This is a genomic window from Rhizobium sp. RU20A (assembly GCF_900155885.1).
Taxonomy (GTDB): Bacteria; Pseudomonadota; Alphaproteobacteria; order Rhizobiales; family Rhizobiaceae; genus RU20A.
The window spans coordinates 72,199-89,520 of the sequence record NZ_FTMB01000004.1 but is presented as its reverse complement, the minus strand read 5'-3'; the positions used below and the strand labels follow the sequence as shown (position 1 = coordinate 89,520).

The following is a 17,322-nucleotide window of genomic DNA, read 5'->3' as shown; positions in this document are numbered from 1 at the left end:
TCGCAGACCCTACTTGTGATGCGCTTCCTCCGCATGCAGCACGGCCGTGATCTCGTCGAGAATGGCGGGATCATCGATCGTCGCCGGCATTTTCCACGGCAGGCCGTCCGCGATCTTCTGCATGGTGCCGCGCAGGATCTTGCCCGAACGCGTCTTCGGCAGACGCTCGACAACGAGCGCGCTCTTGAAAGCGGCGACCGGCCCGATCTCCTCACGGACGAGTTCAATCACCTCGCGCCGGATTACAGAGAGATCCTGTGTGACGCCGGCCTTCAACACCAGGAAACCGCAGGGTACCTGTCCCTTCAGCGTGTCGTGAATGCCGATGACGGCGCATTCTGCCACGGCCGGATGCCGCGCCACGACCTCCTCCATGCCACCGGTCGAAAGGCGGTGACCGGCGCAGTTGATGATGTCGTCTGTGCGCGCCATGATGAAGAGGTAGCCGTCCTCATCGATCGTACCGGCATCCGCCGTTTTGTAATAGCCAGGAAACTCTTCGAGACAAGCAGTCCGGAACCGCGCATCGGCATTCCAGAAGGTAACGAGGCAGCCGGGCGGCAAGGGTAGCCGGACAACGATATTGCCGAGCGTACCCGGCGCCACCGCATGTCCCTCGTGATCCAGCACCGTAACCTCATAGCCGGGCATCGGCACGGTCGGCGATCCATGCTTGATTGGCAGACGCTCGATACCGGCAGGATTGGCGGCGATCGCCCAGCCGGTTTCGGTCTGCCACCAATGATCGATGACCGGGACATGGAGGAGCCTCTCCGCCCATTTGATCGTTTCGGGATCGGCCCGCTCGCCGGCGAGATAAAGCCCACGGAACTGCGAGAGATCATAGCGGGCAACATGGGCGCCCTCGGGATCATCGCGGCGAATGGCGCGCAGCGCCGTTGGCGCCGTGAACAGCACCTTGACGTCGTGCTCCTGGATCACCCGCCAGAAGGTGCCGGCATCGGGCGTTCCCACCGGCTTGCCTTCGAAGATCACCGTGGTGCAGCCGGCCAGAAGCGGGCCGTAGACGATGTAGGAGTGACCAACGACCCATCCGATATCGGAGGCCGACCAGAAGACCTCGCCGGCTTCCATACCGTAGATGGCCCGCATCGACCAGGCGAGCGCCACCATATGGCCGCCCGTATCGCGAACGACGCCCTTCGGCTGTCCCGTCGTGCCGGATGTGTAGAGAATATAGGCGGGATCGGTTGCCGCAACGGCCACACAGGCAGCGGTTTCTCGGCGCGCTTTTGCCGCCGCCACAGCGCTGGCGAGATCGATATCACGCCCATCGACCATCTCTGCCGCCAGCTGCGGCCGCTGGAAAATCAGGCACGTCTGGGGCGGATGGGCGCAAAGTTCGATCGCATGATCGAGCAGAGGCTTGTAGGCGACCACCCGGCCCGGTTCGATGCCGCAGCTTGCGGAAATCACGATCCGCGCGCCGCAATCGTCGATACGCGTCGCCAGTTCCTGCGCGGCAAACCCGCCGAAGACCACGGAATGAATAGCGCCAAGGCGCGCCACCGCCAGCATCGCAAAGACCGCTTCGGGGATCATCGGCATGTAGATGATGACGCGGTCGCCTTTTTCCACGCCCTTGGCCCGCAGCACTGCGGCCAGCGTCGCGATCTCGCCCTGCGCCTCGCGGTAGGTGATACGCCGCTTCGTGCCGGTGACGGGGCTGTCATAGATTATCGCCGTGCGGTCGCCGTTGCCAGCCTCCACATGGCGGTCGATGCAGTTGTGGCAGGTGTTCGTTTCCCATCCTGGAAACCAGCGGCCGTATACGTCGGCATCGGCATCGAACACCGCCTCCCCAATTCGATACCAGTCGATGGCCCCGGCCGCCGTGCGCCAGAATGCTTCAGGCGCACGTTTCCAATCCGCATAAACGGTCTGATATTCTCCTGCCATGATCCTCAAGCCTCCTCGCCCGATGGAGAAAGCTTATAAAAGATCGCTTCAAGGTCCAGAAGCCCGACGAAAGCTGAATAGGCGTAAGACGCGATCAACGCGTGCCGAAGATGGCCGACCCGACGCGAACGCTCGTCGCGCCGAAAGCAATCGCGGTTTCGAAATCGCCGGACATGCCCATGGAGAGCTTCTCGGCGCCCGCCTTTTTGGCGAGATCGGCAAGCAGCGCGAAATGCGGCCCCGGATTTTCCTCCGCGGGCGGAATACACATGAGCCCCTCGACGGGAAGACCGAGCGTGTCGCGGCAAAGAGCGACGAAGGCCACCGTCTCCTCCGGCGCAATCCCTGCCTTCTGCGGCTCGAGGCCTGTATTGACCTGCACATAGAAGCGGAGCGAACGTCCCTGCCGCTTCACCTCCTCGGCGAGCGCGCGAGCGATTTTTTCGCGGTCCACCGTCTCGATCACGTCGAAGAGCGTCACGGCATCCGCGGCCTTGTTGGATTGCAAAGGGCCAATCAGGTGCAGCTCAAGCCCCGCATACTTCTGCTTCAGGGCCGGCCATTTGCCCTGCGCCTCCTGCACACGATTTTCGCCGAAGACACGCTGGCCGGCCAGAATAGCCGGCTCGATCGCCTCCGCATCGAAGGTCTTGCTGACCGCGACCAGACCGGCGCTGCCTTCGGCGCGGTCGGCTTCCGCTTCCGCCTTGCGAATCCGGCTGACGATCTGGACGTAGTTCTCTTCGATACCCATATCTGGCTCCTGCAAGGCGCGACAATGCCCCCCCCTCTACCCTGTTTCGTCCGGCCGTGCCAGTTTCGGAGGATGCCAGGCATGGTCGGGTGGCCAGACCCGCCGACATCCTGAAAACCTTGACGCTCCAGCGGTTTCATGGTGAAGGTCACCCCGACCCCCGTGCGGCGCAACGCGCCTGCCCCGAACGATTTCCGGAATTCGAAGACATGGCCTCTGAACGTTACAATCCCCGAGACGCTGAACCCCGCTGGCAGAAGGAATGGGACGCCCGCAAGGTCTTCGAAACCGACACCAGCGATCCGCGCCCGAAATATTACGTGCTCGAGATGTTCCCCTACCCTTCTGGCCGCATCCACATGGGCCATGTGCGCAACTACACGATGGGTGACGTGGTCGCCCGTTTCAAGCGCGCTCGCGGCTTCAACGTCATGCACCCCATGGGCTGGGACGCCTTTGGTATGCCGGCCGAAAACGCCGCCATGGAGCGCGGCGTGCATCCGGGCGCCTGGACCTATCAGAACATCGAGGCCATGAAGGCGCAACTGAAGATCATGGGCCTGTCGCTGGACTGGAGCCGTGAATTTGCGACCTGCGACGTAGAGTACTACCAGCGGCAACAGCACCTGTTCCTGGATTTTCTGGAAAAGGGCCTCGTCTACCGCAAGCAGTCCAAGGTCAACTGGGACCCGGTCGACAACACCGTTCTGGCCAATGAGCAGGTGATCGACGGCCGCGGCTGGCGCTCTGGCGCCTTGGTCGAACAGCGCGAACTGACCCAGTGGTTCTTCCGCATCACCGATTTCAGCCAGGACCTGCTGGACTCGCTGGACGACCTGAACGACTGGCCGGAACGCGTCCGCTTGATGCAGAAGAACTGGATCGGCCGCTCCGAAGGCCTGTCCCTGCGCTGGGAAGTGGCCAATCGCGACGCCGCCACCGGCCACAAGGACATCACCGTCTACACGACCCGTCCCGACACGCTGTTTGGCGCTTCGTTCCTGGCGATCTCGGCCGACCATCCGCTGGCCCGCGACATCGCCGCCAGTTCCCCCGAGGTTGACGCCTTCTGCGAGGAGTGCCGTCGCGCCGGCACATCGCTGGCGGCGCTGGAAACGGCCGAGAAGAAGGGCATCGACACCGGTGTTCGCGTACGCCACCCCTTTGATCCCGCCTGGGAACTGCCGGTCTATGTCGCTAACTTCGTGCTGATGGATTACGGCACGGGGGCGATCTTCGGATGCCCGTCCGGCGACCAGCGTGACCTCGATTTCGCCCGCAAATACGGGCTCTCGGTCGTGCCCGTCGTCATGCCCGCCGGCGCCGACAAGGATGCCTTCACCGTCGGCGACACAGCCTTTACCGACGACGGCGTGATGATCAATTCGCGCTTCCTGGACGGCTTGACCACCCACGCCGCCTTCAAGGAGGTTGCCGATCGTCTCGAAGCGACGATGCTTTTCGGCACCCCTCAGGCCGAGCGCAAGGTGAACTTCCGCCTGCGCGACTGGGGCATCTCTCGCCAGCGCTATTGGGGCTGCCCGATCCCCGTCATCCATTGCGACGATTGCGGCGTGGTCCCCGTTCCGAAAAAGGACCTGCCGGTCAAGCTTCCGGAGGACGTGACCTTCGACAAGCCGGGCAATCCGCTGGATCGTCATCCCACTTGGCGCCATGTCGCCTGCCCCTGCTGCGGCAAGGACGCGCGCCGTGAAACCGATACGATGGACACCTTCGTCGATTCCTCCTGGTATTTTGCGCGCTTCACCGCGCCCAAGGAAGATGCACCGACGGACAAGGCCATCGTCGATCGATGGCTACCCGTCGATCAATATATCGGCGGCATCGAGCACGCGATCCTGCACCTGCTCTACTCCCGCTTCTTCACCCGCGCGATGCGCGAAGCCGGTCACGTCGGACTGAAGGAGCCCTTCAAGGGCCTCTTCACCCAGGGCATGGTGGTCCACGAGACCTATGCCCGCGCTGAAGGCCAGCGCGACTGGGTGCCGCCAGCCGAAGTGCGCTTCGAGGAAACGGACGGCAAGCGCCGCGCCTTCCACATCACGACTGGCGAAGAACTGGTCATCGGCTCGATCGAGAAGATGTCGAAGTCGAAGAAGAATGTTGTCGATCCCGACGATATCATCGGCTCCTACGGCGCGGATACGGCACGCTTCTTCATGCTGTCGGACTCACCGCCCGACCGGGACATCATCTGGTCAGAGGCCGGCGTAGAAGGCTCGTTCCGATTCGTGCAGCGCGTCTGGCGCCTGATTTCGGAAGCCGCGGATGCCCTTAAGAGTGCCTCTTCGAATCCGGCTAAGGAGGGCACCGCCTTGTCGATCTCGCAGGCCGCCCACAAGACGCTGAAAGCCGTCGAGGGCGATTTCGAGAAGCTCGCCTTCAACAAGGCGGTTGCCCGCGTTTACGAGCTCGTCAACACTCTCGCCCAGCCGCTGACGCAGGTTGCCGAAGGCAAGGCTGATGCAACGACCGTCGGTGCCGTCAAGGACGCGGTGATGATCCTCATCGGCATCATCGCCCCAATGATGCCGCATCTGGCCGAGGAGTCGGCCCGGCTGATCGGCCATGACACCCTCATGGCAGAGACGCCTTGGCCGGTCTTCGATCCTGAACTGGTCGCCGAAAACGAGGTTACCATGCCGGTGCAGGTGAACGGCAAGAAGCGCGCCGAATTGACAATCGCGCGGGACGCGGATCAGACTGCCGTTGAAGAGGCCGCCTTGGCCCTTGAAGCCGTAAAATCGGTCCTCGACGGCGCGAAGCCGAAGAAGATCATCGTCGTACCCCAGAGGATCGTCAATGTCGTCATCTGAGTCCCCCCGGCCCACGCAGACTCGGCGTCCCATGGCACGACATCCCTTGGCACGACGAGCCTTCCTGGCTGCCGCCCTGGCTGTCAGCCTCGCATCCCTGTCAGGGTGTCAGGTTCGCCCGCTCTATTCCAGCGATGGCCAGACGGCGGAAGCCCTGAAGTCGATCGTAATCAGCGAAGCACGGGACCGCGTGGAGCAGGAAGTGCGCAACAGCCTGATCTTCCTTCTGGCAGGTGGTGCGGGAGAACCCGCCAATCCCGCCTATAGGCTGGAACTGACGGTCACGAACCGCCTCGTCGGCGTTCTCTTCGACTCCTCGACGGACCTCGCCGCAGCCGGGCGCGTGGTGGTGAAAGCGGACTTCAATCTGATCGAGACCGCCACCGGCAAGACCATCCGGTCTGGCAATCGTGCGTCCGTCGCGCTTGTGGATCTGCCGAATCAGGAATTTGCGAAGGTCCGCGCGATTCGCGATGCGGAATCTCGCGCTGCGCGTGAGCTCGCTGAGATCATTCGCGCCGATCTCTCAGCTGCCGTCGCGGCAGGCCATTCACGATAGACGTCTCAGCCTATATCGACGCATGGGCGTTCGTAACGCCTGTTGGCTGCGAGGATTCCTGCTTCAGGCGACAATGCCGTCTGAAGCCGCTCCTATCTTTAAATTGGAGACGCGCTTGCCGGAGATCAAATCCCACGAGTTTGAGCGGTCTCTAAACCGTTTCGGTTCCGAAGTGATTGGTGCGATACTCTACGGCCCCGATCGAGGCCTTGTTTCTGAGCGCGCCGAAGAACTTGCCCGGGCATCTGGCGTGGATCTCAAGGACACCTTTTCCCTTGTTCGACTGGAGGGCTCGCAGATTGCCAGCGATGCCGGCCGTCTCATCGATGAGTCACGTTCGATCGGTCTTTTCGGCGGCAAAAGGCTGATCTGGATCCGCCACGCGATGAACGAACGGGGCTTGTGCGATGCCTTGCAGGTCATCGACAAGGAATGTCCGACCAATTGCGTCCTCATCATCGAAGCTGGAGACCTGAAAAAGGGTTCAGCCCTGCGCAAGGTGGGGGAAGCGGCGCGTGCCTTCATCCAGATCCCCTGCTACGCGGACGACATGAAGACCCTGTCGCAACTGATCGACAGCGAACTGAAGGTCGCCGGGCTGACCCTCTCCGGCCCAGCGCGTGAGCGTCTGCAATCAGCTTTGGGCGGCGACCGTCGCGCCTCGCGCAACGAATTGCGCAAGCTCGCCTTATATTGTGCGGGCCGACGACAGATCGAGGAAGAGGACGTGGCTGCCATTGTCAGCGACGCAAGCTCCAGCACCGCCGAAGACGCTGTCGATGCGATGTTATCAGGGGATATTGATGGCCTATCATCAAGCTTTTCCCGGATCGCTGCATCCAAGACACCTGTGTTCCTGGTTTTGCACGCATGCCTTCGGCAGATCCAATTGCTGGATGCCATGCGCGCCGACATGGAAACCAATGGACGCTCCGTGGGAGATGCCATGGCGTCGCATGGTCGGCATCTCCATTTTCGACGCAAACCGCTCGTTGAATCGGCCCTGCGGCGATGGACGGGTGCTGCGACGCAGCGCGACCTCACGCGGCTTCAGAACGCAATTTTCCAGACGAGAAGCCAGTCGAGCCTCGAAGACAGTATCGCGTTTCACACCCTGCTCGCGATCACAGTCCAGGCCCAGCGCGCTGGCCGATAGTCGGTCTACCCTCCACCGCACACTGGTGCCCGATCGCGGTAGCTAGGGTTCAATCGTGAGAACAACGGTCGAGATTACCGTCAGCGGCGCTCCAGGAGACGACAAATGTCTTCGAGTTGCTCAAGCGTCTTGTAGGAAATCCGAACGAAGCCGCCGGTGGTCTTGTGATTGACGGTTACGTCCAGTCCAAGACTATCCGAAAGGGTGCGCTCAAGCGCGACCGTATCAGAGTCTTTCTGTGCACGAATGGCCGGCTGAGCTGATCCGGTTAGCCCCCGAATATCGTTCTGCGCGAGCTTTTCCGCATCGCGGACGGACAGCCCCTTTGCGACCACGGCGCGGGCGAGCGCAACGGGATCGGACGTCGGAATGAGGGCACGGGCGTGACCTGCGGACAATTCACCGGATGCCAGCATGTCTCGGACGGGCTCCGGAAGCTTGAGCAACCGCAGCGAGTTGGCCACATGGCTGCGGCTTTTGCCGATGATTTCTCCGAGATCGTTCTGGGTATAGCCATGCTCCGCGATGAGCTGGTCATAGCCCAATGCCTCTTCCAGAGGATTAAGGTCCGAGCGCTGCACGTTTTCGACGATGGCGAGTTCAAGCGCCGTGCGATCGTCGACATCCCGCACAATGACGGGAATATCCGAGAGACCTGCTAGCTGGGCCGCGCGCCAGCGGCGCTCTCCGGCAATGATCTCGTAGCGACCACCTTCGATGGTGCGCACCACGACAGGCTGAACGATTCCGTGCTGACGAATCGAAGCGGCTAGATCCCGCAATTCGTCCTCGTTGAACGCCTTTCGAGGATTGCGTGGATTGCGCGTCACGAACTCAATGGGAACATGCCGGTCCGCTGCCGCCGGCTTGCTGCCACTCGTTTCAAGCGGCTGGTCCATTTCGCCAATCAAAGCAGCAAGTCCGCGCCCGAGACGCCGTTTCGAACCATCTTCATTCATCGCGAATTTCCATATCAGATGTCTTGGTCATCAAGGCCGAGGTGGGCACAGCGGCCCTCAGGCCGCCTTGCGCTGTCGTTCGCGTTGGATCACCTCTGAGGCCAACTGGAGGTAGGCCTGGCTCCCGGCGCACTTCAGATCGTACAGGATCGCCGGTTTGCCATAGGACGGTGCTTCAGAGACGCGAACATTCCTGGGAATCAACGTATGATACACCTTATCCCCCAGATACGTCCGCACATCCGAGACAACCTGCTGCGCAAGATTGTTGCGCGCGTCAAACATCGTGAGGACAATCCCTTGGATATCCAGCGTCGGATTCACAGATCGGCGCACCTGGTCGACCGTTTCCAGCAACTGACTCAGACCCTCGAGAGCGAAGAACTCGCACTGCAAGGGAACCAGAACCGAATGCGCCGCAGCCATCGCATTCATGGTGAGTAGATTGAAGGACGGAGGGCAATCGACGAGAATATAGTCGAAGTCAGCTGCGCAGGCCGCGAGCGCCTTGCGAAGGCGGAAAACACGATCCGGTTCGCGCGAAATTTCCATCTCCACGCCGAGAAGGTCGAGCGTTGACGGTACGATCGACAAGTTGGGAACAGCGGTCGCTTGTACCGTTTCAGAAAGCGCATGCTGCCCGACCATAAGGTCGTACGAGGACATTTTCCGATCGCGACGCTGAATCCCAAGACCAGTGCTCGCATTTCCCTGCGGGTCGAGATCAACAATCAGAACACGCTGGCCGATTGCAGCAAGGGCTGTCGCCAAGTTGATGGCTGTCGTCGTCTTGCCGACGCCGCCTTTCTGGTTTGCGATGGTGATAATACGTTGCGTTGTCCTGAGCATGGCAATCTCATCCGGGAGAGGTGCTAGAGTCGCGCCACGTTCCGCAATTCGAGGATGACGGATTCCGTTGCGACGCGACTATCATGCTTTACCAGATCGAAACCAAACCGGCCACGGGCTTCATTAAGCTCTCGCTCGAAATCCCGGCCTTTATGATAGGCGGCGAAGCAACCGGAAGCACTCAGCCAGGGAAAAGACAGCTCCAGGAGATCAGAGAGGTCCGAAAGTGCGCGCGCAGACACTGCCTGAACCGGACCAACCCGGTCATAGCTCGATTCAATGCGCACAACGTGTACGCTCGCACGGGCATTGGTTTCAAGAATCACTTGTCTGAGGAATGCAGCCTTTTTGTTGTTACTCTCGACGAGATGCACCCACCCATCGCCCAATTCCTTGAGGCATATCGCCGTCACCAACCCCGGAAAACCGGCGCCGCTGCCAATATCAGCCCAGACGAGCGGTTGCCGATAGAGCTCGAACAACCTCAAACTATCATCAATATGCCGCGCTCTCGCATCGGGAACTGTCGAAGGACCAACAAGATTGATCCGCTTTTGCCACTGCGCCAGCAAACAAAGGTAATGGTCGAGCGCTTCCTGGGTTTCACGTGAAACACGGTATGCGGCAGGTGATTGCATATGACTCGTCATCCTTGTGCAGCCGAGACAGAAGAGGCCGCAGCAGCCATACGTCGGATCTCGAAATGCAGCAATGCCAGCGCCGCGGGCGTCATACCCTCAACTTGCGCCGCCTGCGCCAAGGTGCTTGGGCGCACTGCAATCAATTTCTTCTTCAACTCATTTGAAAGCCCCGGCAGAACCGCGTAATTCAGCGCCTCCGGCAAAAGTGTCAGTTCATCCCGTCGGACAGACTCGACATCCCGCTGTTGACGATCAAGATAGACCGAATATTGCGCTTCAGTCTTCAGCATGAAGTGAAATCGTTCCGGGATCGAATCAAACTCAGGCCAGATCGCAGACAAGGCCGGACCAAACGTCAGCTCGGGTCGCGAAAGGAGCTCGAACGCCGACCGCACGCGACCATCCATATTCAATGCCAATCCTGCGCTGGCGGCAGCGCTGGGCGTTACCGTCAATCGGCGGAGCGTTGTCAGGTGTCCATCAGCTTCGCTGCGCCACTGGCGAAAACGCTGAGCGCGCGCTTCCGACACAATCCCGAGCTCGATACCCAAGGGTGTCAACCGCGAGTCAGCATTATCGGATCGTAGTGACAGACGGTATTCAGCTCGAGACGTGAACATGCGGTAGGGTTCGCTGACGCCGCGCGTGACAAGATCGTCAATCATCACCCCGATATAGGAATCGGTGCGGGAGAACGCATGTCCCGGCTGCTGCCGCGCGTAACGCGCCGCATTCAAGCCCGCAACCAACCCTTGGGCGCCAGCCTCCTCGTAGCCCGTCGTTCCATTGATCTGCCCTGCCAGATAAAGACCTGGCAGTGCCTTCACCATCAGCTGGGACGTCAATTCTCGGGGATCGACGTAATCATACTCGACAGCGTAGCCAGGCTGCAGGATCTCAACCTCTTCTAGACCGGGGATCGAGCGGACGTAGGCGTGTTGAATTTCGACAGGCAACGACGTGGAAATGCCGTTGGGATAAACGGTTGAATCGTCCAATCCCTCCGGTTCCAGAAACACCTGATGACCGTCGCGATCGCCGAAGCGCATAACCTTATCTTCAATTGATGGACAATAGCGGGGCCCGACGCCGGAAATATGACCCGCATACATTGCCGAGCGATGGATGTTGTCACGGATAATCTGATGCGTGGCCAGCGTCGTGCGGGTGACACCACACGCAATTTGCGGTACCTCGATCGCATCGGTCATGAAGGAAAACGGGATGGGATCATCATCGGCCTGCTGGTGGTCGAGACTGCCCCAGTCGATGGTCTTACCGTTGAGACGGGGCGGCGTCCCCGTTTTTAACCGACCCATACGGAGACCGGCGTCGCGGAGAACTTTCGAGAAGCCGTTTGATGCTGCCTCGCCCCATCGTCCCGACGGACGTTGCTCATCGCCGATATGGATGACCCCAGAAAGAAATGTTCCCGTTGTCAGAACGATCGCTTCAGCCTCAAGTTCGCGGCCGTCTGCGAGCACCAGGCGTTGCGGATGACTGCTTGTGCGAATGAGGTCAACTGCGTCGCCCGCGATCACGGTCAGGTTATCGCACTTGGCGATCAAATGTTGGATGGCGTTTCGATAGAGCTTACGGTCAGCTTGGGTGCGGGGCCCCCAAACAGCCGGTCCTTTGCGTCGATTGAGCATACGGAATTGGATGCCCGCCTGATCGGCGGCACGGCCCATCAGTCCGTCAAGGGCGTCGATTTCCCGGACAAGATGACCCTTGCCCAAGCCGCCAATGGCGGGGTTGCACGACATCGCACCGATTGTTGATCTGTCATGGGTGACGAGAGCCGTCAGCACGCCTGAACGGGCAGCAGCGGCGGCAGCCTCGGTGCCCGCGTGACCCCCGCCAATGACAATGACATCAAAATTCAATTCACTCATCGCGCAACTTTCGTTTCACGTGAAACATGTAGTGAGACTCGCCATAGGTGTAAGGTCATTTTCCGATGCAGAACGATGTGAAGATCACATCCAGCAAATCATCCACATTCGTCTGACCCGTTATCCGACCAATGCCTGTCGCTGCCCGTCGCAAATGTTCGCTCCGAAGTTCAAGACTGAGATCTTCGGACTTCAGGGCGTAAGTGAGTTCGTCATGCGCAAGCTTCAAGCCCTCAGCATGCCGTCGGCGAGCCGGCGTCGCCGCCGTTTGGAACGCCGCGAGATCCGGAAGACAAGCACCGATTATGGCTCGGAGCCGATCCATTCCCGTGCCTGAAACGACGGAGATCGCGACATCATAACATTCCCCCTCCGCAAGCGGAAGAACATCGATTTTGGTACGGACCCGAATCAATTGTCCAATACAATTGTCTGGAAGGGGAAGAAAGGTGGACGAATCGGAGAGGCTGAGGATGACGTCCGCTGATTCAACGGCCAATTCTGCTCGGCGTATGCCCTCCGCCTCGACGACATCCTGTGTCTCCTGGATGCCAGCGGTGTCGAAGAGTCGGATGGCAAATCCATTGAGGACAAGGTCGGTCGTCAGAATGTCGCGTGTCGTGCCCGCAACATCTGTCACAATCGCAATGGAATCTCCAGACAACGAATTGATTAAGCTGGATTTTCCGGCGTTCGGCGGACCATGGATAACCACCCGCAACCCGTCGCGCGCGATCGCCGCAACCGCACTTCGATCAAGATGCCGGCCCATAGCATCGGCGATCTCCGCGACATCGGCCCATATTCTCTCGGAAACGCTTCCAGGGACATCTTCTTCATCAGCGAAATCGAGTTCCGCCTCGATCATGGCCCGCGCATGGAGAATCCGCTCCGCCCATCCTCGGTATAAGACCGAGAGATGACCACTGGTGAGGTCCTGGGCAAGACGGCGTTGTGCCTCGGTCTCCGCTTCAAGGAGATCCCCCAGCCCCTCGGCCTGGGCAAGGTCCATCTTGCCATTGGCAAGCGCGCGCCGTGTGAACTCACCGGCTTCCGCGTGCCGTAGTCCGGTGTAGGACGAGAACAGGTCAAGGACGGCCGCCACTGTTGCGCGACCACCGTGCAGATGCAACTCGACACAGGTCTCGCCCGTAAACGAGGCGGGGGCAGGGAAAACGACGACGAGCGCCTCATCCAGCACGTTTCCGTTTCGGGTGCGAATCGTCCGGCGACCCATCACACGCGGTGAAGGCAAGGCGCCGCTGATCGAAATCGCCACTGACTCCGCCTGGGGTCCGGACATGCGAATAACGGCGACCCCCGATGGGAGGCCGCCGCTGGAAAGCGCGTAAATGGTGTCATTCGGCATCATGGCCGGATCGACGCTCCGGAGTTGGCGCAGGCGGCGGCTTCGTACCGTTGGGCCGTCCGCGTTGCGATCACGTGTTCATGGAGTCGAAGAAATCGCCATTCGTCTTCGTCTGTTTTAACTTGTCGATCAGGAACTCGATCGCATCGGTGGTGCCCATCGGCGCGAGGATACGGCGCAGGACAAAGATCTTCTGCAGATCCTGGCGCGGCACGAGCAGGTCTTCCTTGCGCGTCCCGGACTTCAGAATATCCATGGCCGGGAAGATGCGCTTGTCGGCGACCTTGCGATCGAGCACGATTTCGGAATTGCCGGTGCCCTTGAACTCTTCGAAGATGACTTCGTCCATGCGGCTGCCCGTATCGATGAGGGCCGTCGCGATGATCGTCAGAGAACCCCCTTCTTCGATGTTGCGCGCTGCGCCGAAGAAGCGCTTCGGCCGTTGCAGGGCGTTGGCATCCACACCACCCGTCAGAACCTTGCCGGAAGAGGGAACAACCGTGTTGTAGGCACGGCCAAGACGCGTGATCGAATCAAGCAGGATGACAACGTCACGGCCATGCTCCACGAGACGCTTGGCCTTCTCGATGACCATTTCGGCGACCTGCACATGCCGCGTCGCCGGCTCGTCAAAGGTGGAAGAGACAACCTCGCCCTTCACCGAGCGCTGCATGTCCGTCACTTCTTCGGGACGTTCATCGATCAGGAGAACGATGAGATAGCATTCCGGATGGTTCGCCGTGATCGAATGGGCGATGTTCTGCAGCAGCACGGTTTTACCGGTGCGCGGCGGCGCCACGATCAGGCCGCGCTGACCCTTGCCGAGCGGAGCGACGAGATCCATCACGCGTGCCGACAGATCCTTGGAGGTCGGAACCTCCAGTTCCATCTTGAAGCGCTCATTGGGGTAAAGCGGCGTCAGATTGTCGAAGTGAACCTTGTGGCGGATCTTCTCCGGATCGTCGAAATTGATCGTGTTGACCTTGAGGAGGGCAAAATAGCGCTCGCCTTCCTTGGGGCCCCGGATTGGTCCTTCCACGGTGTCGCCGGTCTTCAGGGAGAAGCGGCGGATCTGGGAGGGCGAAATGTAGATGTCATCCGGACCCGGCAGATAGTTGGCATTGGCCGAGCGCAGGAAGCCGAAGCCGTCCTGCAGCACTTCAACCACGCCCTCACCGATGATTTCCGTATCCTGCGTGGCCAGCATCTTCAGGATCGCAAACATGAGTTCCTGCTTGCGCATCGTGCTCGCGTTTTCGACTTCCAGCGATTCGGCAAAGGCGAGGAGGTCGGTCGGAGTCTTGTTCTTGAGTTCTTGAAGCTTCATTTCAGCCATGAAGGACCACGTTCAATCGAAAAGGAGAGACCCGGCGGTGATAAGCGTCGCAGAGCGTGCGGGGGGAATGAGAGGGCAGGCTCGGAGATCAACACATGCCGCAAAGGATGAGATGGCGGAAAATAGCGATTCACCGCCCAAACCGCAAGGGCCCCCCGGAAAATCACCGGAAGGGCTGAAAAGTCGTGATCCGGCGTGATCGTCAGAAGGGTTTGACGATTACGAGAAGGACGATCCCGACCATCAAGAGCGTCGGGACTTCGTTCAGCATGCGCCACTGGCGATGGGTCAGGCGGTTGGCATCGCCAGCAAAGCGGCGTACGGCACCACCGAGATAACCGTGATAGGCGGACAGCAGGACAACGAGCAGAAGCTTGCCATGCAGCCACCCGCCCTCGAAGGCAAAACTCGACCAGGCAAGGTAAAGCCCGCAGATCCACGATACAATCATCGCTGGCGTCATGATGATACGGTAGAGCTTGTCTTCCATCACCTTGAAGGTCTCGGACTGCACCGATCCCGCTTGCGCACCACAATGGTAAATGAAGAGCCGGGGAAGATAAAAAAGCCCGGCCATCCAGGAGATGACTGCCATCACATGCAGCGCCTTGATCCAGAGATCATAGGCACCGCCGCTGGCATAGCTTGCACCGACCGCCGCAAGGGTCAGCACGGCGGTGATGGCATGGCCTCTCCCTGTCGGCCTTGGTTCTGATCGTGTCGCCATCAGGCGGCGACCCCGCGGACCCGGGCCACCAGTGCGGCGACGGTCTCGGGATCGGCCTGCGGCGTGATGCCGTGGCCAAGATTGAAGATCAGCGGTCCATGTCCGAGTTGATCGAGAATGCGGTCGATGCCTTCGTTCAGGGCAGTACCGCCCGCCACAACCCGCATCGGATCGAGATTGCCCTGCACGGGGCCCTCGCGTTGCAGCTCGCGGGCAAAGTCGAGCGGTACGCTCCAGTCAAGGCCGATCGCATCGGCTGTGGTGTCCTGCCGATAGCTGCGCAGCAAGGTTCCCGCGCCCTTGGCGAAGGCGATAATGCGCGCGCCCGGCCGACGAGCACGGATACTGTCGATCATGCGGCGCACCGGCCGCGTCGCATACTGTTCGAATTCGACCTCCCCAAGCACACCGGCCCAGGAATCGAAGATCTGCACGGCATCGGCGCCGGCATCAAGCTGCGAGACCAGATAGTCGGCAGACATATCAGCGAGAATGTCGAGGAGCCGCATGAAAGCCTTGGGCTCGCGATAGGCAAAGAGACGCGCCGGTGCCTGGTCCGGCGTGCCATGACCGGCAATCATGTAGGTCGCAACGGTCCAAGGCGCCCCGCAGAACCCGAGCAGCGTCGTTTCAGTCGGAAGGTTTGCGCGGATCTTCATCACCGCCTCAATGGCGGGAGCGAGATGCGCAGGACCGCGGGAGGGGTCAAGGCCGCTTATGCCGTCAACGTCGATCGGCGTCATCCGGGGCCCATGGCCCTCTTCGAAATAGACGCCGCGTTCCAAGGCATCGGGAATGACGAGAATGTCTGAAAAGAGGATCGCTGCATCAAAGCCATAACGGCGGATCGGCTGCAGTGTCACTTCTGTCGCAAGATCCGGATTGTAACAGAGATCAAGGAAGCTTCCGGCCTCGCGCCGTACCTCCCGATATTCCGGGAGATACCGCCCCGCTTGACGCATGAGCCACAGAGGCGGAGGCGAGAGCGTTTCGCCCGCCAAAACCCGCATGATTGATCGATCCTCTGAGCGCACCGGCACCTGCCTATAAAAGAGAAAGAGATAGAGAACCTTTTTCTATTTCTTAGAGTCTGTGGGTATCAAGGATTAAATCCTCTCCACCGAAAATGCCGCAGCGCGTTCATGACGGACAAGACCGCGGCCCTTCCGCCGAGCTTTCTCGGGATAATGGGGATAACGGGGAATCGGCAAATGGATTCAGTCACGTATGGCATTAGTTTCGACGGGCATGACTGGGGATGACCGGGGATAAGACTGGCATGCTCCGAATCTTTGCCCGGAATTCACAAGGTGCTGCAAAAAAGGCTTTGGAATCTCGATTGTTCACGAAACGGACGTTTTCCCCTTGCCCCCTCTTTGCCGGCGGGATTAGCCTCTCCTGTCCCGGTCTATCCACAATGGGCGGAGAATCATGTGGAGAATGTGAAAAGCTATTTCCACCTGCATCTCATCTCCGATTCGACGGGTGAGACGCTGATTGCGGCGGGCCGCGCGGCTGCCGCGCAGTTCCAGGCCTCGCATGCCCTCGAACACGTCTACCCCCTGGTGCGCAATCGCAAGCAGGCGCTGCAGGTGATGGAAACGATCGATGCAGCGCCGGGCATCGTGCTCTACACGGTCGTCGATCGCGACATCGCCGATCTCATAGCAACCCGATGCCGGGAACTCGGGCTTCCCTGCGTGTCGGTGCTCGAGCCGATCATCGATGTGTTCCAGTCCTATCTGGGTGCGCAGTCGCGGCGTCGCTCCGGCGCCCAACATGTGATGGATGCCGGCTACTTCGCCCGCATCGAAGCCTTGAACTTCACCATGGATCATGACGACGGCCAGTATCCCGCCGATTTCGATGATGCCGATTTGGTGTTGCTCGGCATCAGCCGCACCTCAAAAACGCCGACGAGCATCTATTTGGCCAACCGCGGCATCAAGACATGCAACATTCCGCTTGTTCCCGGCATCGATCTTCCCGAGCGGCTTTATAAGGCGACGAAGCCGCTGATCGTCTGCCTCGTTGCCTCGGCTGAGCGCATCTCGCAGGTGCGCGAAAATCGAGTGCTTGGAGCCAGCCCCGGATTCCGCGGTCACGACTATGTTGACCGGGCCTCGATTGCCGAAGAGCTGAAATATGCGCGCGCTCTTTGCGCCCGCAACAACTGGCCGATGATCGATGTGACGCGCCGTTCGATCGAAGAGACGGCTGCCGCGATCGTTGCCCTCCGGCCCGGATTGCGCTAGGGCGATTCCACCCCGGCCCGCTCCGGGATGGGTGAGGCATCACCCTCCCCCTCCCATGACAGGAA

The 17,322-nt window shown here is 60.2% G+C and carries 14 protein-coding genes; 4 read left to right on the top strand and 10 right to left on the bottom strand.

All coding sequences use genetic code 11. The features are described 5' to 3' along the window. Nucleotides 1-9 precede the first annotated feature (9 nt). Together F3H41_RS12460 and F3H41_RS12455 are read right to left on the bottom strand one after the other, a co-directional pair. Nucleotides 10-1,920: an AMP-binding protein gene (locus tag F3H41_RS12460; RefSeq protein ID WP_149739016.1), complete on the bottom strand. Its 1,911-nt coding sequence runs from the start codon at nt 1,918-1,920 to the stop codon at nt 10-12. A gap of 94 nt (nt 1,921-2,014) precedes the next feature. Further along, complete coding sequence (locus tag F3H41_RS12455; protein ID WP_149739015.1) at nt 2,015-2,674, bottom strand: YggS family pyridoxal phosphate-dependent enzyme; 660 nt, start codon at nt 2,672-2,674, stop codon at nt 2,015-2,017. Between the two features lie 209 nt (nt 2,675-2,883). On the opposite strand from F3H41_RS12455, the gene leuS reads away from it, so the two are divergent. The 3 genes from leuS (at nt 2,884) to holA (ending at nt 7,226) form a co-directional block, all read left to right on the top strand. Then, on the top strand, nt 2,884-5,511 hold the full coding sequence (gene leuS / locus F3H41_RS12450) for a leucine--tRNA ligase (protein WP_149739014.1): 2,628 nt from the start codon (nt 2,884-2,886) through the stop codon (nt 5,509-5,511). Nucleotides 5,512-5,542: 31 nt separating this feature from the next. Continuing rightward, nucleotides 5,543-6,070, top strand: coding sequence for an LPS assembly lipoprotein LptE (gene lptE, locus F3H41_RS12445; RefSeq protein ID WP_149739013.1), 528 nt, complete (start codon nt 5,543-5,545; stop codon nt 6,068-6,070). 115 nt (nt 6,071-6,185) lie between these two features. Continuing rightward, nucleotides 6,186-7,226: a DNA polymerase III subunit delta gene (gene holA / locus F3H41_RS12440; protein WP_149739012.1), complete on the top strand. Its 1,041-nt coding sequence runs from the start codon at nt 6,186-6,188 to the stop codon at nt 7,224-7,226. A gap of 80 nt (nt 7,227-7,306) precedes the next feature. Here the strand turns inward: holA and F3H41_RS12435 are convergent, their stop codons facing one another. The 8 genes from F3H41_RS12435 to hemE all read right to left on the bottom strand — a co-directional run bounded on the left by F3H41_RS12435 (nt 7,307) and on the right by hemE (nt 16,012). Next, on the bottom strand, nt 7,307-8,185 hold the full coding sequence (locus F3H41_RS12435) for a ParB/RepB/Spo0J family partition protein (RefSeq protein WP_149739011.1): 879 nt from the start codon (nt 8,183-8,185) through the stop codon (nt 7,307-7,309). 57 nt (nt 8,186-8,242) lie between these two features. Continuing rightward, complete coding sequence (locus tag F3H41_RS12430) at nt 8,243-9,034, bottom strand: ParA family protein (protein ID WP_149739010.1); 792 nt, start codon at nt 9,032-9,034, stop codon at nt 8,243-8,245. A gap of 23 nt (nt 9,035-9,057) precedes the next feature. Then, the gene (gene rsmG, locus F3H41_RS12425; RefSeq protein ID WP_188129446.1) at nt 9,058-9,672 is read right to left on the bottom strand and encodes a 16S rRNA (guanine(527)-N(7))-methyltransferase RsmG; all 615 of its coding nucleotides are present in this window, start codon (nt 9,670-9,672) and stop codon (nt 9,058-9,060) included. A gap of 8 nt (nt 9,673-9,680) precedes the next feature. Continuing rightward, the gene (gene mnmG / locus F3H41_RS12420) at nt 9,681-11,570 is read right to left on the bottom strand and encodes a tRNA uridine-5-carboxymethylaminomethyl(34) synthesis enzyme MnmG (RefSeq protein WP_149739008.1); all 1,890 of its coding nucleotides are present in this window, start codon (nt 11,568-11,570) and stop codon (nt 9,681-9,683) included. A gap of 55 nt (nt 11,571-11,625) precedes the next feature. Further along, the gene (mnmE, locus tag F3H41_RS12415) at nt 11,626-12,942 is read right to left on the bottom strand and encodes a tRNA uridine-5-carboxymethylaminomethyl(34) synthesis GTPase MnmE (RefSeq protein ID WP_149739007.1); all 1,317 of its coding nucleotides are present in this window, start codon (nt 12,940-12,942) and stop codon (nt 11,626-11,628) included. 67 nt (nt 12,943-13,009) lie between these two features. After that, nucleotides 13,010-14,275 (bottom strand): transcription termination factor Rho, encoded by a 1,266-nt coding sequence (gene rho, locus F3H41_RS12410; RefSeq protein ID WP_149739006.1) that lies wholly within the window; start codon nt 14,273-14,275, stop codon nt 13,010-13,012. Between the two features lie 202 nt (nt 14,276-14,477). Next, complete coding sequence (gene hemJ / locus F3H41_RS12405; protein WP_149739005.1) at nt 14,478-15,002, bottom strand: protoporphyrinogen oxidase HemJ; 525 nt, start codon at nt 15,000-15,002, stop codon at nt 14,478-14,480. After that, the gene (gene hemE, locus F3H41_RS12400; protein ID WP_149739004.1) at nt 15,002-16,012 is read right to left on the bottom strand and encodes a uroporphyrinogen decarboxylase; all 1,011 of its coding nucleotides are present in this window, start codon (nt 16,010-16,012) and stop codon (nt 15,002-15,004) included. The genes hemJ and hemE overlap by 1 nt, the downstream gene beginning before the upstream one ends. 423 nt (nt 16,013-16,435) lie before the next feature. Between hemE and F3H41_RS12395 the strand changes: the two genes are divergently transcribed. Beyond that, complete coding sequence (locus F3H41_RS12395) at nt 16,436-17,257, top strand: pyruvate, water dikinase regulatory protein (protein ID WP_149739003.1); 822 nt, start codon at nt 16,436-16,438, stop codon at nt 17,255-17,257. Nucleotides 17,258-17,322: the final 65 nt, after the last annotated feature.

Excerpts from the sequence above, each read along its gene's own strand:
- F3H41_RS12460 (WP_149739016.1), bottom strand. The coding sequence starts at position 1,920 with ATGGCAGGAGAATATCAGACCGTTTATGCGGATTGGAAACGTGCGCCT.
- F3H41_RS12455 (WP_149739015.1), bottom strand. The coding sequence starts at position 2,674 with ATGGGTATCGAAGAGAACTACGTCCAGATCGTCAGCCGGATTCGCAAG.
- leuS (WP_149739014.1), top strand. The coding sequence starts at position 2,884 with ATGGCCTCTGAACGTTACAATCCCCGAGACGCTGAACCCCGCTGGCAG.
- lptE (WP_149739013.1), top strand. The coding sequence starts at position 5,543 with ATGGCACGACATCCCTTGGCACGACGAGCCTTCCTGGCTGCCGCCCTG.
- F3H41_RS12435 (WP_149739011.1), bottom strand. The coding sequence starts at position 8,185 with ATGAATGAAGATGGTTCGAAACGGCGTCTCGGGCGCGGACTTGCTGCT.
- F3H41_RS12430 (WP_149739010.1), bottom strand. The coding sequence starts at position 9,034 with ATGCTCAGGACAACGCAACGTATTATCACCATCGCAAACCAGAAAGGC.
- rsmG (WP_188129446.1), bottom strand. The coding sequence starts at position 9,672 with ATGCAATCACCTGCCGCATACCGTGTTTCACGTGAAACCCAGGAAGCG.
- mnmG (WP_149739008.1), bottom strand. The coding sequence starts at position 11,570 with ATGAGTGAATTGAATTTTGATGTCATTGTCATTGGCGGGGGTCACGCG.
- mnmE (WP_149739007.1), bottom strand. The coding sequence starts at position 12,942 with ATGATGCCGAATGACACCATTTACGCGCTTTCCAGCGGCGGCCTCCCA.
- rho (WP_149739006.1), bottom strand. The coding sequence starts at position 14,275 with ATGGCTGAAATGAAGCTTCAAGAACTCAAGAACAAGACTCCGACCGAC.
- hemJ (WP_149739005.1), bottom strand. The coding sequence starts at position 15,002 with ATGGCGACACGATCAGAACCAAGGCCGACAGGGAGAGGCCATGCCATC.
- hemE (WP_149739004.1), bottom strand. The coding sequence starts at position 16,012 with ATGCGGGTTTTGGCGGGCGAAACGCTCTCGCCTCCGCCTCTGTGGCTC.